A 15,546-nucleotide genomic window follows, 5' to 3' on the forward strand; every position below is an offset into this window, starting at 1 on the left:
AATATCCATTTTCACCAGGCTCAACCGCCGCCGGGCTTACGCCTTTAAACGCCGCAGTTGCCGATCCTGCCAGCCACCGAACAGCCATTGACCGGCTATCGCGCCAAGCAAGGCGCAGAACATGTCGGACTGCGTGTCCCACGGGTCGCCCTGGGTGCCGAGAAACTCATCGGCGCCCTGGCCCAGCGCCAGCGCCGCCCACCACTCGATAAGCTCATACACCGCGCTGATCGCCAGCGCGATACAGCACACCACGAAGCCCAGCATTTTGCGGCCCCGCACATAACCGCCGCGCAGCAGGATCTCGCGCGCCGCCAGCGCCGGCACCAGCCCCTGGAAGAAATGCCCCAGTTTGTCGTACGGGTTGCGGCCAAGATCCAGCCACTGCTGCACCTCAAACCCCAGCGGCACGCGGGCGTAGCTGTACATGCCGCCGAAAATCAGGATCAGCGCGTGGAAGAAAATCAGCGTATAGAGCAGCGGCGTCAGCGGATAACGGCGATGGGTCAGCCACAGCAGCGGCAAAACAATCAATACCGGCGCCACCTCCATCAGCCAGGTGGTGCGATCGTAAGGGCTGATGCCGCTGTGGATCAGCGCGGCCAGCAGCAGCAGGGTAATAACGGACAACAACAACGGCGTGCGTGAGACGGGCATAACCAACGTTCCTTCGGGTCAATAGGGCAATCCCCTCTTTATACCGCAGATCGCACGGCGAAAAAAAACAGGCGGAGCGTCGCCGCTTCGCCTGTTCGAGGGGTGCTTACCCTGCTCGGGATTACTTCAGCGCTACGCGGATCACGTCGTCCGGCGCGGTCGCTTCTTTCTCGCGGCTGGAAGCCTGCTTGACGCTGACGTACAGCGTCTGGCCGTCCGGCGACAGCGCCAGGCTATTCGGGTGGGTCGGCGTCTTGATGGTGTTCAGCACCTTGTAGCTCTTGGCGTCGATCACGCTCACTTCACCCGCCTGGCGATGGGTCACGTAAACTTCATTGCGCGCCGGGTTGAACAGCACCGCCAGCGATTCCGGCACGTCGATCTTGCTCAGGATGTTGCCGCTGCGGGTATCCACTACCAGCACCTGCGGCTGCTTGGAATCGGTGATGAAGGCGCGATGGGTGGCGGTATCCAGGCTGATGTTCAGGAAGAAGTGCTCTTTAGTCTCATCCAGCTTCTTGCGTGACAGCACCTTGTTGCTCTGGGTATCGATAGTCACCAGCTCGCCGTCGGCGTTGGTGACGTACAGACGTTTGGCGGCGGCGTCCAACGCCAGGCCGGTGCCGTACTTGCCGGTGTCGGTTACGGTGGCGCGCAGGGTCAGATCCTTGCCGTCCACCACCCACACCACGCTGGATTCACCCAGCCCGGTGATGTACAGGGTATCGCTGTCGGCATCCGCCACCAGTTCGCGCGGCGCCAGCGGTTTGACGGTCTCGGAGCGCTTGCGCGCGTCCAGCACCAAGCGGCCTTTCACGTCGCCGGTCTTGGCGTCGATGGCGGTCACCGAGTTATTGACCGTGTTGCCGAAGAACAGCGTGCCGGTTTTAGCATTAACGGCGGCGCCGAACGGCTTGATGTCGTTATGGATAATTTGGGTCACGTCCAGCGTGGTCGGATCCAGGCGGTAGACGATGCCGCCCTTATCCAGCTTGCGGCTCTGCGACGTCGCCAGGTAAAGCGCGTTCTCGCTCGGGCTGTAGGCCATTTCATAAGCGCCCTTGCCGACCGGTTTGCGCAGCACGTCCGGCGCGGTCTGCGCCTGCAAGGTGTTGGAGAACAGCAGCGTGGACAGCAGCATCAGCGGAAATGCCGCCCGTTTTCCCTTGGTGATCAAAGCATTCATCGAAATTTCCTTATAGAGCTAACGGGGCGACCGCGCGGCCGCCCTCTTTTCATTATTAAAATCAGGCTTTCTCTTCGGAAAGCAGCGCCCACCAGCTGTCGATGGTCGGGTTGCGCGCCAACGCGATAAAGTCGATATCGCCGCGGATCTTGCGCCAGCGGGTCGCCAGCTCCATGATGCGCACCGAATCCAGACCGTAATCGATCAGGTTTTCATCGTTGCCCATGTCTTCGCTGTCTTCGTCCAGCAGCGGCAGGATTTGCTGACGCAACGCGTCGATGCTGGCGATGCCGGCCGCCGGCAGCAGAGACGCGGTGGTCACCACCCGGCCGCAGCGGCCGGCGGTGTAGCGCAGCGCCATCAGGTGTTCGTCACGCGAGAAGTCCGCCAGGCCGTCGGCCACCATGAAAGGCTGGATGTTGCGCATGAAGGCGTCGATGGCGGTGGTCAGGCAGCCAATGTGCGCATACACGCCGCAGATGATCAGCTGATCGCGGCCGGACTCCTGCAGGATCTCCTGCAGCGGCGAGCGGTGGAAAGCGCTGTAGCGCCATTTCACCAGCACCGTGTCGTCTTCGTCCGGCGCCAGCGCAGCGGTCACCGCCTGCTGCTCGGGGTGTTTGTTCAGGCCCGGCCCCCACATGTCGTTCAACAGCGCGCGATCTTCATCGCTCTGCTGATTCGGCTGAGCGGTATAGAACACCGGAATGCCATGCTGTTTGCAGTAGCGACGCAGGTTGGCGATGTTCTCCACCACCTGTTTAATCAGCGCGCTGTCTTCGCCCCAGAAATTGAGGAAATACTGCTGCATGTCGTGGATCAGCAGCGCGGCGCGCTGCGGTTCTACCTGCCAGGTGACTTTATTTTGCGGCAGTTCGTCCGCCGTCGGCAGCGCGTAATCATTAAGTTTTGGAATGGCCATCAATTAATCTCCCTGAGCCTGAGTCTGTAGTTGCGCGTCGAGCTGCTCGCGCAGCCGTTTTTTGTCCACTTTGCCGACCGGGGTCAGCGGCAGGCTGTTCACCTGAATAAAGCGATCCGGCAGTTTGAAGTCCGCCACGCCCTGTTCGCGCAGGTGGCGACGCAGCACCACCGGCTTCAGCGGCGCGTTGGCGATGATATAGGCGCAACTCTTCTCCCCCATCAGCGCGTCCGGCATCGACACCAGCGCGGCGTTGATCACGTCCGAATGACGCAGCAGCAGGTTCTCGATCTCCTCGGCGGCGATCTTCTCTCCGCCTCGGTTGATCTGGTCTTTCTGCCGCCCCTGCACGGTGATGTAACCGTCTTCGCTAATGCTGATCAGATCGCCGGAGCAGTAGAAACCGTCGGCGTCGAAGGCATCGGCGTTGTGCGCCGGGCTCTGGTAGTAACCGCGAAAGGTGTAAGGCCCGCGCGTCATCAACCGCCCGATCTCACCCGCCGGCAACGGATTGCCGTCGTCATCCGCCACCCACACTTCGTCGTCCGGCGACATCGGCCGCCCTTGCGTCGTCAGGATGTGGCGTTCGTCGTCGTCCAGCCGGGTGTAGTTCACCAGCCCTTCCGCCATGCCGAACACCTGCTGCAATTGGCAGCCGATTTCATTCTGAATGCGCGCCGCCAGCGTTTCGCCCAGCTTGGCGCCGCCCACCTGCAGCAGTTTCAGGCTGGCAAGCTGGGCATTGCCGCCCCACTCTTCGATCGCCTGCAGCCACAGCGTGACCGCCGGCGGCACCAGCGCCGTCACGTTGATTTGATGCTGTTCGATCAGGCGGAAGCACTGCCCGGCATCAGGATCGGCGGCGAACACTACCCGCCCGGCGCCATAAAATACGCCCAGCACGCCCGGCGAGCTCATCGGGTAGTTGTGCGCCACCGGCAGCGCGCACAGATAACGGGTCTGCGCGTCGAAACGGCAGATCTCCACGCTGCGGCGAATGCTGTAGTAGTAATCGTTGTGGGTGCGCGGGATCAGCTTCGGCGTGCCGGTGCTGCCGCCGGAAAGCTGGAAGAACGCCACCCGATCGGCCGCGGAAGGCTGCGCGACGAAACCGTCGCTGGCTTCGTCCAGCCAGGCGGCCAGCGCCAGCTCGCCCTCGGGCTGGCTGCGCAGCGCCACGGCACGCAGCGAAGGATGCGCATCGCGGAAGGCGTTCAGGAATTGATCGTCGGCAAACAGCGCGTGCCGGCGGTCGGCGATCAGCAGCGCCGGTTTGATCTGCTCGGCATAGGCGTTCAGCTCGCTGCGCTGATGGCTGAACAGCGCGTTGACCGGCGCCACGCCAATTTTCAGCAGCGCGAAGAACACGATATAAAATTCCGCCACGTTGCCCAGCTGCACCAGCGCGGTGTCGCCGGATTTCACGCCGCGGCGCAGCAAAGCGGCCGCCAGGCGATCGGAGCGCTGCTGCAGCTCGCGGTAGGTCAGGCTGCCCTGGGCGTCGATAATCGCCGGAGCGTCGTTGTTGGCCTGGCGGTCGAGGATCTCGGTCAGCGGCTTGTCAATCCAGTAGCCGCGCTCGCGATAGCGGCTGGCGAACTCCGCCGGCCAGGGGGTAAAGGCAATGCTCATCTTGTCGTTATCCTTGATTCATACCAAAGGCACGCAGAATGGTGCTGAGTTTGGTACCTGTTTCATGCCATTCAGATTCGGGTGAAGAGTCTTCCACAATGCCGGCGCCGGCGAACAGCCGTACCCGGTTGCCGTCAACGGTGCCACAGCGGATAGTCACAACCCACTCGCCGTTGCCTTCGTCGTCGCACCAGCCGACGATGCCGCCGAACAGGCCGCGATCGAACGGCTCCAGCTTGCCGATCAGGGCGTGCGCCTCGGCCGTCGGCATGCCGCACAGCGCCGGCGTCGGGTGCAACAGGCAGGCCAGCGACAGGGCGTTTTCGTCCGGAGACGCCGCCTCGCCGTCGATCGGCGTGGAGAGATGCCACAGCGTGGTGGTGGTCAGCAGTTCAGGGGTGTGCGGCACGTTCAGGTAGCGGCAGCGGCCGGCCAGCACGTCGCGCATGCTTTCGGTGACGATGCGGTGCTCGTGGCGATCTTTCGCCGAGGCCATCAGCCGCTCCCCCACTTCGCGATCGCGCTGCGGATCGGCCTCGCGCCGGGCGGAACCGGCCAGCGGGTTGGAATAGAAACGGCCGCCGTCCTGACGCAGCAGCAGCTCTGGGCTGGCACCCAACAGCGCGCCCTGCTCCAGCGGTACATGGAAGTGGAAACCGTGTGGGTTCTGGGCGATCACGCGCGCCATCAGCGCATGGCGATCCACCGGCTGACGCGTTTCGATCTCCAGCAGGCGCGACAAAACCACTTTATCCAGCTCACCGGCCTTCATCGCGGCAACGGCGTCGCTGACCATGTTCATGAACGTCTGCTGCGGCGGCAGCTCCGTCACCCCGGCCAGTTCAGGGCCGTTCGCCGAAGGCCGAACGCCGGCCATAAAGGCGGCGCGGTCGAACCAGCGGCTCTGCTGGGGAACAAACAGCGCCGAAGGCTGCCGGGTATCGAACGGAATGGCGCCACACAGCAGCGGCTTTTTGATGCCGGCCTGACGGGCCTCGGCAAACGCCTGCCGCACGCGGCGCTGGAACTCGCCGTTCAGATCTGCGCCGTCCGCGGCCGGCAGGCGAATGCGGCTGAAACAACCGGTGGTGGTCAAGCTGCGGTAAGGGGAGGTAAAGAAGAAGCCCGACGCCGGAGAAAAATCAGCGGCGAACCGGTGTTCTTCGCGCTCCTGCATTTCCTTTCGATTGATGTCGTTCACGGCAGTAACCATCGCTTCGCCCTCAAGAATTTGAAGTGATAACCAATATAATAATGATTATCATTTGAGTTGATTCCGCGCTAAATTACTCGCCGATATTTGCTATGTCAATAAACGTAAGCACTTCTTTCATTTCGAAATCATGACATAAACGCTGTGGGTTTTACGCATGCCGATGATAAGCATTGCTATTTGATCCCACAGCGTTGTTTTAACGCGTTCGACTACTTTTCTGTGGCGGGCTGCGGCTCCGGTTTGTGCAGCGTAACCTGGCGCAAACCGGTCATGGCGAACAGCAACAGGATGCCGAGCAGCGCCGCGCCGAAGCCGAAACCGCTGGCGCTCATCGCTGGCAGCATAAAGGCGCCCATCGCCCCCAGCAGCAACGCGCCCAGCGCATCGCCCACCACGTTCTGAGCCGTCCACAGACCGTTGATGCGGCCAAGGAAATTGTCCGGCGTCAGGCCCTGGATCAGGCCGTATTGCAGCAGCGAGTTCAGCGCGCTCAGGTAGCCAAACGCCACCAGGCACAGCAACGCCAGGCTGTACCACGGCATCAGGCCGAACAGGCCAATAGAGGCGAAAGCCGCGATCGCCGTCAGCAGCATCACCCAACCGGGGCGCGCCACGTGCGCCACGCGCCCGCTGGTGAACGCACCAATAGTCGCGCCGAGCGGCACGGCGGCGTACATATAACCGAGGTGGGCTGCATCGATGCGCCAGCTTTCCGCCATCGCCGGGTACAGCACGCGCACCGCGCTGGCCATGGTCAGCAACGCGCCGATCAGCGCCACCATGCCGATCACCTTGTTCTGGAACAGGAAGGCGAAACCGCCCGCCAGCGCGCGCAGCGGATGTTCCCGCGGCTGCGGCGGCGGCATCAGCTGCGGCAGGCTCAGCAGCGGCAGCAACGTCAGCAGAGTGCCGAACGCCGCCAGGCCGTAGTTCCAGGCGATGCCCATATGGGCGATCACCAGGCCGCCGATGGCCGGGGAAAGAATCGAGCCGAAGCGCACCGTCAGCATGCTGATGGCGCCCGCCTGCACGATGTTTTCGCGGCCCACCAGCGCCGGCGTGGCCGCCAGCAGCGCCGTCACCCCCACGGCGCCGAAGAAACCGTCCCACACCGCCAGCAGATAAATGGCCGCCAGCGAAGGTGACGGCAACAGGGCGTTGAGGCACAGGCCGACGAACCCGATGCCGCAAGTGGAGCGCGCGAACAGGATCAACCGGCGCCGCTCATAGCGATCGGCCAATACGCCGCCCATCAGCAGCCCGGCGAACATGCCGCCGCCGGCCAGCGTCACCGCCAACCCGACCTGCAGGGTGGAACCGGTCAGCGCCTGGATCTGCACCGGGATGGCGATCGCCATCAGCCCCAGCGCCACAATGGAGATGAAACGCGCGCAGAATACCGCGCGAAAGGCCCGGTGGGTTTTCAGCAGGCTAAAATCAAGCAGGATGGAGGGTTTGCTACTCATCGGTTGTTCACCACATCTTTAAACGGGGATTCTGCAGTTGCGGAGCGCTATGCTAGCACAGATAACGAAATCAATAATGATAATAGAAATCATTGATATTCAATTGTGAGCGGACGCAAGAAACGCCGCCAAACGCGGGGCAATCCCCGTGCCTGGCGGCGAGATGACGGGCGTCATTACAGCGTGCGCAAAATCCGATTCAGCAGCGGCCCCAGCACTTTGAACGACGCCGGCGAAACGATATCGACATGCGCGCAGTCGAGCTCGTGCGCCTGCAGCGCATCGACGTACTGCGACCAGGTCTGCTGCACGTCCATCCCTGCCTGCAACGTGCGTTTGGCGACGAACAGCGTCGCCTGGCCGTGGAAGCGGGCGGTCCGCGTGTGCGACAGCAACCGCACCGAATCGGCGTAGTTGGCTTCGATGTTGTCGAACATCAGGGTGCGCGTCTCGCCCAGTACGGGATCGAGCGTATCCTGCGACACCGCCAGGAACTGTTCGCGCTCGCGCTGCACTTCCTTCAACACGTTGTCGTCCAGCATTACGTCCCAGTTTTGGGTCTCCGGCGGATAGGTATCCAGCAGGCCGAGGAACGCCACCTGCTCGCCGCGCGCCTGCAGCCGGGCGGCGATGCCCTGGGCCAGCGTGCCGCCCAGCGAGTAGCCGATGAAGTGGTACGGCCCGTGCGGCTGCACCTGCAGCACCGTCTGCAGGTGCGCCTCCACCACCTGGTCCATGTCTTCGCTCAGCGCCAGCGGGCCGTCCGGCCGCGGCGACTGAATGCCGACCAGCGACCAGTGCTGATCGAGATAGCGCGGCAATACGCTGAACTGCCAGGAGAAACCGGACGCCGGATGCAGACAGAACAGCGTCGGCCCCTCGGTGACGCGCAGCGGCAATACGCTGTCGAAGCCACTGCGATCGGCCTCTTCCTGCGTGCGATCTTCCGCCAGCAAGGCGGCCAGTTGCTCGACGCGCGACGCCACCATCACCTGGCCGACGGACACCGCCTTGCCCAGATCGCGGCGCAGCTCGGCCGCCAGACGCATCGCCAGCAGCGAATGGCCGCCCAGCGCGAAGAAATCGTCGTCGGCGAACACCTGCTCGCGCTGCAGCAGGCGGGCAAATACTGCGGCGATCTCGCTTTCCACCCCGGCCTGCGGCGGACGCCCTGCCTTGCGCTCACCGCCCTGCGGCTGCGGCAGGGCCTTGCGATCCAGCTTGCCGTTGGCGCTCAGCGGCAAATCGCGCATTTCCACCAACGCCACCGGCACCATGTGCGGCGGCAGACGGTCGGCCAGCGCCGCGCGCAGGGCTTCCGCATCCCAGCTCGCGCCAGGCTGCATCACCAGATAACCCACCAGCTGGCGCGCATCGCCGCCGGCGTCCACCGGCGTGCCCTGCAGCACCCGCGCGTGCGTCACCGCCTGGCGCACGCCCGGCAGCGACAGCAGGGCGTGGTCGATTTCACTCAGCTCGATACGCTGCCCGCGGATCTTCAGCTGATCGTCGCTGCGGCCCAAATATTCCACCGCGCCGTCCGGCAGCCAGCGCGCCACGTCGCCGGTGCGGTACATGCGCCCCCCCTCACCGAACGGATCGGCGACAAAGCGGCTGGCGGTCAGATCCGGCCGGCCAAGGTAGCCGTGCGCCAACTGGACGCCGGTCAGATACAGATCGCCCGCCACGCCCGGCGGCACCGGCCGCAGACGCGCGTCCAGAATGCGCAGCCCGGTGTTCCACACCGGCAGGCCAATCGGCACGTTGGCGCCGGTCACCTTCGCCAGCGCCTCGCCGTAGGCCGGATGCCAGGTCACGTCCACCGCCGCTTCGGTCGGGCCGTAGAGGTTGTGCAGCGGCACCGCCGTGCGGCTTTGCCACAGGCGGCACAGCTCCGCCGGCAGCGCTTCGCCGCTGCAGAACACCTGGCGCAGCGCGGCGCAGCTCGCCACCGCCGCGTCGTCGTCCAGGGCGGCAACGAAAGCCGCCAGCATCGACGGTACGAAGTGCATCGTGGTAATGCGGTGTTGAGCGATCAGCTGTTGCAGCTGCTGCGGATCGCGGTGCGCCTCCGGCGGCGCCATCACCAGCCGGGCGCCGACCATCAATGGCCAGAAGAATTCCCACACCGAGACATCGAAACTGCACGGCGTTTTCTGCAGCACCGCGTCGTCCGCCCCCAGCGGATACTGGTGTTGCATCCACAGCAGGCGGTTGACGATCGCCTGATGGCCGACCAGCACGCCTTTCGGGCGCCCGGTGGAGCCGGAGGTAAAGATGATATAGGCCGCATGGTCCGGCGTCGGGCCCGCGATCGCCACCCCGGCGGCGTGATCGGCCGCCAGCGGCGCGTCATACAGCAACATGTCGCCCTTATCGGCGAAACGCGCCTGCTGCGCCGGGTGAGTGATGAGCAAGCGGGGCGCGGCGTCTTCCAGCATCATCGCCAGCCGCTCGTCCGGATAACCGGTGTCCAGCGGCAGGTAGGCGGCGCCCGCTTCGACGATCGCCATCAACGCCAGCGACAGGAACACCGAGCGCGGCAGCGCCACCGCCACGATGTCGCCCGGCCGCACGCCCTGCGCCACCAGCTGGCGCGCCAGCGCCGTGACCTGCTCGCGCGTTTCGCGGTAGGTGAAGCTGAAATGCGCATCCGCCAACGCCGGCGCGTCCGGCGTGGCTTGCGCCTGCTGCGCCAGCAATTGGCTCAGCGTGGTCGCCGGCACCGGATGCGCCGTGTCGTTGATCCGCGCCAGCAGCGCGCGATCGTCGGCGGTCAGCATATCGGCCTCGCCGATCGGCAACGTTGCCTGCGCGGCGAACTGCGCCAGCAGCAGCGGCAACCGTTGCAGGTGCGCCTGCAGCTCCTGGCGGCTGTAACGTTCGGCATTGGCCAGCAGCTCCACCTTCAATTGGCGGTGTTCATCGATAAACAGCGCAATCTCCAGATCGCGCACCGGCCCGGAGGCCAGATCGTGGGTAATGCCCTCGATGCCGGCGAAATCCAGCTGGTAATCGAACATTTTGAAGTTGAAGACCGTGCCGTACAGCGGTTCGCCGTCGCCGATGCGCCCCAGATCGCGCTGCACCTGTTCGGCGTCGTAGCGCTGATGGCGGCGCACCGTTTTCAGCTCGCGGCTGATGCGTGCGGCGGCCTCATACAGCGTGGCCTGCGGCTCGAGATGCATCTCCATCGGCAGCACGTTGATCACCGGGCCGGCGGCGCACAGGGCGGCCGAGCCGGTACGGCGCATGAAGATAAAACCGGCGCTGAAGCTCGGTTGGCCGCTCAGGCGCGACACCCACAGCGCCACCAGCGCCACCGCCATATCGGCGGCGTTCAGCTTCTGCTGCGCGCCACGCTGCACCAGTTCGGCGAAGGCCTGCGGCTCGCAGCGCTGTTCCAGCCGGTGGATGCGCGGCGTGGGCGTTTGCCCGGCCAGCGGCTGCGGGCAGATCGTGGCCGGCGGCGGCAGCTGCCGCGCTTTTTCGCGCCAGAAATCGGCGTCGCGTTGCCAGGCCGGCGCCTGCCGGTAAGCCTGGTATTCCGCCACCACGTCGCTGAACGCCGTGAAAGGCGTCGGCTCCAGCGCGTCGCCGCGGCAAAGATGGGTATAAATCGCCGCCACGCGGCGAGCGATGGCGGTGAAGCTGAAACCATCCACCAGCAGATGGTGATAACGCTGATACCAGAACCAGCGATCGTCCGCCAGGCGCATCACCACATGGCGATACAGCGGTGCGCCGCTGCCGGCGCGCAGATCGCTCGCCAGATCGATATCCATCAGCGCGCGCGCGGCGGCTTCGGGATCCGGCGACGTCGTCAGATCGACAAGTTCCGGCGCGTGCACCGCCAGCGAGTCATCCAGCCATTGCACCGGCACGCCGTCGCGTTCCGCAAAACGCAGCCGCAGCATGTCCACCTCGCCGAGGCCCTGGGTGATGGCCTGCAGCAGGGGCTCCACGGCGACGGGGCCGTTGAGTTCGATGGCATGCGCCACCGCGTAAGCATTGCGATGCGGGGAGATTTGATCGGCGACCCAAATGCCGGGTTGCGCCGCGACCAGCGGCCATTCGCCCGCAAGCGCCGGGCCGCTGAGAGAGTTAGGGGTGTGTGACACTGCTTATTGCTCCCGTGATTACCAGGCGCCGGTCACGCCTTGCGTGCTGCGACCGGCAGAATATCTTGCCAATGCTGTTCCAGCCACTCGGCGCACTCGGTGCGCGCCGCCGGGCCAAATACGATCGTCCAATCGGGTGGAATGGCGCGGAAATCCGGCCACAAACTGTATTGTTGTTGTACGTTGCGCAGCACCAGGCTGCGCTGCTGTTGATCATCGAACGGATTCAGGCTTTCCATCCTGCGTTCCTTGTGCCGCCGTCGTTACCGATGCCGGATAAGCGGTGGCGAAAGCGGAAGCCCACACCGCCTGCAGCCCGTCGGTCAGGCCGCTGCGCCAGCACAGCGCGTCGTGCCCGCCTTCCACCACCCGGTAGTGCACCCGATGGCCGGCTTCGCTCAGGCGCGCCGCCATTTGCCCGCTGACCTGATGCACCAGCTTTTCCTGCGTACCGGCTTCCATAAATACCTTCAGCGCGCCGTGGTTGCCCAGGCCGTGGCGTTCGACCTGTTGCATCAGCCAGCAGGCGTCGTCGGGAATACTCGGCAGCTGCAGCATGTCGCGCCGCGGCCACCAATAGGAGCCGGACTGGGTGATCACCGCGCCGAAGCGCTGCGGCCAGCGCAGCCCGGCGTACAGAGAGGCCAGGCCGCCAAAGCTTTGCCCCGCCACCACAGTCTCGGCCGGATTGTCGCTGTGCGGCGCCCATTCGGCCAGTTGCGGCATCAGTTCTTCCTGCACCGCCAGCCAGAAATCGTCCTTGCAGGTCAGCTCACGCGCCCGGTGCGGCAGATCGATGATGTCGATCAGCACATACACCGCTTCCGGCAACGCCCCCTCGCGGGTCAGTTGCATCAACGGCGCCCAGACCGGCATTTGCTTCGCCCAGAACTGGCCGTCGAGCAGGATCGCGAGCGGGCGTTCGGCCGGCTTGCTGTCGCCGGTGGTGTAGACCCAGACATCGCGGCTGTTGCCCAGACGCTCGCTCTGCCAGGTATGGCGCTGCAAACGCGCCGGCAGCGGTGGCGTGCAGCGCCCGCTGGCGATCTCATACTCATCGAACGAGCGCCACACCGGCTGCGGCGGCGCATCCGGCATGTGCAGACCGGAAACGCTGTGGCCGCTGGTGCTTTGCCAGGAGCGATAGGGGTTGAGCAGATCGGGAGTGGCGCAGGCGAACACCTGGTGCCACCAGTGACGCAGGTTGTGCATGTTGGCGTGCGCGTCGTCGTCGCTGAACGCCGGCGGCCGCTCGTCAAAACAAGGAATAAAGCAGTAGCTGCCGCGCCAGGCGCCGTTCAGCTCGGTCTGCCAGTACCATACGTCGGTACCGGCCAAACGCAGCAGGCTTTGCGGCGGATTCGGCTGATGGTGGTCGGTCAGGCAGTTGATGTTGATCCACACCCGGCGGTAGGCGGAAGTCAATTCGCATCCCTGCGGATCGCGCCAGAAAAAGGTGGTTCGCCACCGGCCGTTACCCGCCGGTTCTACCCATGGCGTACCGCGTCGTGCCACCGTCAACCACCACCCTGGACTGCCCGCATTGCTGCTGGCCAATAATCTGCTGCTTTCTGACTCTAGTTCTGTATTCACAACGCCTACCCATTTTGTAGTTGGCGGCACCGGGAACGTCGACTTTTCCCTATCGCCGGCCACCGCCCGAACACACTGTAGGCCAAATACTATTGATAATAATTTGCATTTGCAATAGTGTGTAAGGCTTGGAGATCGTGCTGGTATTGCGCGCAACGGACAGGGATCGGGGATACATCAATGGCATCCCTTGCCGCAGCCGATTTTCTATTCCGACTACACAAAAACTACAACCGCCTTTCCCCCATTCGGCGAGGGAGGGCAGCAAGGTAGGACACTCAAATGAAAAGCAAGCTATCACGTTATTCTTTGGCCACTCTTATCGGCTTGGGATTGGGCGCGTCCGCGTTCGCCAACGCCGCGCAGCAGACCGACACCCCCACCACGGAAGAAAACAGCGGCACAGCGGATAAAAAGCCGCGCGGCGAAGACACCATCGTCGTGACCGCCGCCCGGCAGAACCTGCAGGCGCCGGGGGTATCCACCATCACCGCCGACGAGATCAAGAAACGCCCGCCGGCGCGCGACATCAGCGAACTGATCCGCACCATGCCCGGGGTTAACCTGACCGGCAACTCCACCAGCGGCCAGCGCGGCAACAACCGCCAGATCGATATCCGCGGCATGGGCCCGGAAAATACCCTGATTCTGATCGACGGCAAACCGGCCTCCAGCCGCAACTCGGTGCGTCAGGGCTGGCGCGGCGAACGTGACTCACGCGGCGATACCGCCTGGGTGCCGCCGGAAATGATCGAACGCATCGAAGTGCTGCGCGGCCCGGCTGCGGCGCGCTATGGCAACGGCGCCGCGGGCGGCGTGGTCAACATCATCACCAAGAAGGCCGGCGATGCGCTGCACGGCTCGCTGAACGGCTACTTCAACGTGCCGCAGCACAAGCAGGAAGGCGCCACCAAGCGTACCGATTTCAGCCTGTCCGGCCCGCTGAGCGATTCCCTGAGCTTCCGCCTGTTCGGCGGCTACAGCAAAACGCAGGCCGACGCCTGGGACATTAACGAATCGCACAAATCCGAACGCGTCGGCGCCTACGCCAACAGCGTGCCCGCCGGGCGCGAAGGGGTGGTCGATAAAAACATCGACGCCTTGCTGCACTGGGATTTCGCCCATCTGCAGTCGCTGGAGTTCGAATACGCCTATGGCCGCCAGGGCAACCTGTACGCCGGCGATACTCAGAACACCAACACCAACGCCCTGGTGCAGAGCAACTACGGCAAAGAGACCAACCGCATCTACCGTGAAACCTTCGGCCTGACCCACCGCGGCGCCTGGGACAACGGCGTGAGCACCAACAACTACGTGCAGTTCGAACGCACCCGCAACACCCGTATAAACGAAGGGTTGGCCGGCGGCACCGAAGGCATCTTCGATACCAAGAACACCGGTTTCGGCACCACCAAGCTGGATGACTTCCTGGCGCACAGCGAAGTCAGCGTGCCGTTCGAGCTGGGCGTCGCGCAAACCGCTACGCTGGGTACCGAGTGGAGCCAACAACGCATGAAGGACGGCACCTCCACCAGCCAAACGCTGATGGGCGGCACCATTCCCGGCATGACGACCGGTACGCGCAGCCCTTACGCTTCCGCGCATATTTTCTCGCTGTTCGCCGAAGACAACATTGAACTGACCGACACCACCATGCTGACGCCGGGTCTGCGCTACGATCTGCATTCGGAATCCGGCAACAACTGGAGCCCGGCGCTGAACCTGTCGCAGGAACTGGGCGACTACTTCACGCTGAAGATGGGCATCGCGCGTTCCTATAAAGCCCCGACCCTGTTCCAGACCAACGGCAACTATCTGCTGTACAGCAAAGGCCAGGGATGCGCCGGTAGCGATACCAGAAACGGCTGCTACCTGCTCGGCAACGACGATCTGAAGGCGGAAACCAGCGTCAACAAAGAGATCGGGTTGGAGTTCCATAACGACGGCTGGCTGGCCGGCGTGACCTACTTCCGCAACGATTACCACAACAAGATTGAAGCGGGTAACTCCCGCATCGCCACCAGCAGCACCGGCACGGCGGTCTATCAGTGGGAAAACGTGCCGAAGGCGGTGGTGCAAGGGCTGGAAGGCTCGCTGAACGTGCCGGTCAGCGAGACCGTCACCTGGAGCAACAACGCCACCTACATGATCGAGAACAAGAACAAGACCACCGGCGATTACCTGTCGGTGATCCCGAAGTTCACCGTCAACTCGACCCTCAGCTGGCAGGCCACGCAGGATCTGTCGATGCAGTCCACCCTGACCTGGTACGGCCGGCAGAAGCCGAAGAAGTACAACTACCAGGGTAAACCGGCCACCGGCGGCGAAACCCGCGAGGTTAGCCCTTACGCCGTCGTCGGCGCCAGTGCGACCTATGATCTGACCAAAAACGTCAGCCTCACCGCCGGCATCGACAACCTGTTCGATAAACGCCAGTTCCGCGCCGGCAACGCGCAGAACGTCGGCGATCCGAACACCGGTGCGATCAACATCGCCGGTGCGGGCGCGGCCACCTACAACGAACCGGGCCGCACCTACTACATGAGCATCAACACCCACTTCTGATGACATGAACCAACGACAAAGGGGTGCTCAGCCCCCCTTGAGGTAAATGACAAAGCGGATGACGTTGCCGGGCTTTCATTAGGCGACAGATAGAAAACAAGGAAAATCAATTCATTGATTTTCGGCTGATAACCACAAAGGAGGAAAAACCACGCTTTTTCCTCCTTTGTCAGCCACGAGAAAGGGCG

Annotated in this window: 10 protein-coding genes; 1 reads left to right on the forward strand and 9 read right to left on the reverse strand. The window is 63.8% G+C overall.

Features of this window, described 5'->3' with window-relative positions; genetic code table 11:
• Positions 1-36: 36 nt before the first annotated feature.
• From HWW83_RS13605 to fes, 9 genes are all read right to left on the reverse strand, one after another.
• Positions 37-657 carry a DUF2238 domain-containing protein gene (locus HWW83_RS13605; RefSeq protein WP_069100926.1) on the reverse strand — a complete coding sequence of 207 codons (621 nt, stop codon included), beginning with the start codon at positions 655-657 and terminating at the stop codon, positions 37-39.
• A 121-nt stretch (positions 658-778) separates the two neighbouring features.
• Entirely contained in the window at positions 779-1,798 is a 1,020-nt protein-coding gene (gene yncE, locus HWW83_RS13610; RefSeq protein ID WP_371326835.1) for a 7-bladed beta-propeller protein YncE, read from the reverse strand.
• 106 nt (positions 1,799-1,904) lie between these two features.
• Positions 1,905-2,765, reverse strand: coding sequence for an isochorismatase (locus HWW83_RS13615; RefSeq protein WP_069100928.1), 861 nt, complete (start codon positions 2,763-2,765; stop codon positions 1,905-1,907).
• 3 nt (positions 2,766-2,768) lie between these two features.
• On the reverse strand, positions 2,769-4,397 hold the full coding sequence (locus tag HWW83_RS13620) for a (2,3-dihydroxybenzoyl)adenylate synthase (RefSeq protein WP_069100929.1): 1,629 nt from the start codon (positions 4,395-4,397) through the stop codon (positions 2,769-2,771).
• A 7-nt stretch (positions 4,398-4,404) separates the two neighbouring features.
• On the reverse strand, positions 4,405-5,610 hold the full coding sequence (locus tag HWW83_RS13625; protein WP_046688082.1) for an isochorismate synthase: 1,206 nt from the start codon (positions 5,608-5,610) through the stop codon (positions 4,405-4,407).
• A 212-nt stretch (positions 5,611-5,822) separates the two neighbouring features.
• Complete coding sequence (gene entS / locus HWW83_RS13630; RefSeq protein ID WP_033641586.1) at positions 5,823-7,079, reverse strand: enterobactin transporter EntS; 1,257 nt, start codon at positions 7,077-7,079, stop codon at positions 5,823-5,825.
• Positions 7,080-7,255: 176 nt separating this feature from the next.
• Positions 7,256-11,200: an enterobactin synthase subunit F gene (locus HWW83_RS13635; protein WP_176589362.1), complete on the reverse strand. Its 3,945-nt coding sequence runs from the start codon at positions 11,198-11,200 to the stop codon at positions 7,256-7,258.
• A 32-nt stretch (positions 11,201-11,232) separates the two neighbouring features.
• Entirely contained in the window at positions 11,233-11,439 is a 207-nt protein-coding gene (locus HWW83_RS13640) for an MbtH family protein (protein ID WP_033644173.1), read from the reverse strand.
• Positions 11,414-12,793 (reverse strand): enterochelin esterase, encoded by a 1,380-nt coding sequence (fes, locus tag HWW83_RS13645; protein WP_089195372.1) that lies wholly within the window; start codon positions 12,791-12,793, stop codon positions 11,414-11,416. The genes HWW83_RS13640 and fes overlap by 26 nt, the downstream gene beginning before the upstream one ends.
• A gap of 282 nt (positions 12,794-13,075) precedes the next feature.
• On the opposite strand from fes, the gene HWW83_RS13650 reads away from it, so the two are divergent.
• Positions 13,076-15,358: a TonB-dependent siderophore receptor gene (locus HWW83_RS13650; RefSeq protein ID WP_033641584.1), complete on the forward strand. Its 2,283-nt coding sequence runs from the start codon at positions 13,076-13,078 to the stop codon at positions 15,356-15,358.
• Positions 15,359-15,546 lie beyond the last annotated feature (188 nt).

Origin of the sequence: Serratia ureilytica (assembly GCF_013375155.1) — a bacterium.
Classification (GTDB): Bacteria; Pseudomonadota; Gammaproteobacteria; order Enterobacterales; family Enterobacteriaceae; genus Serratia; species Serratia ureilytica.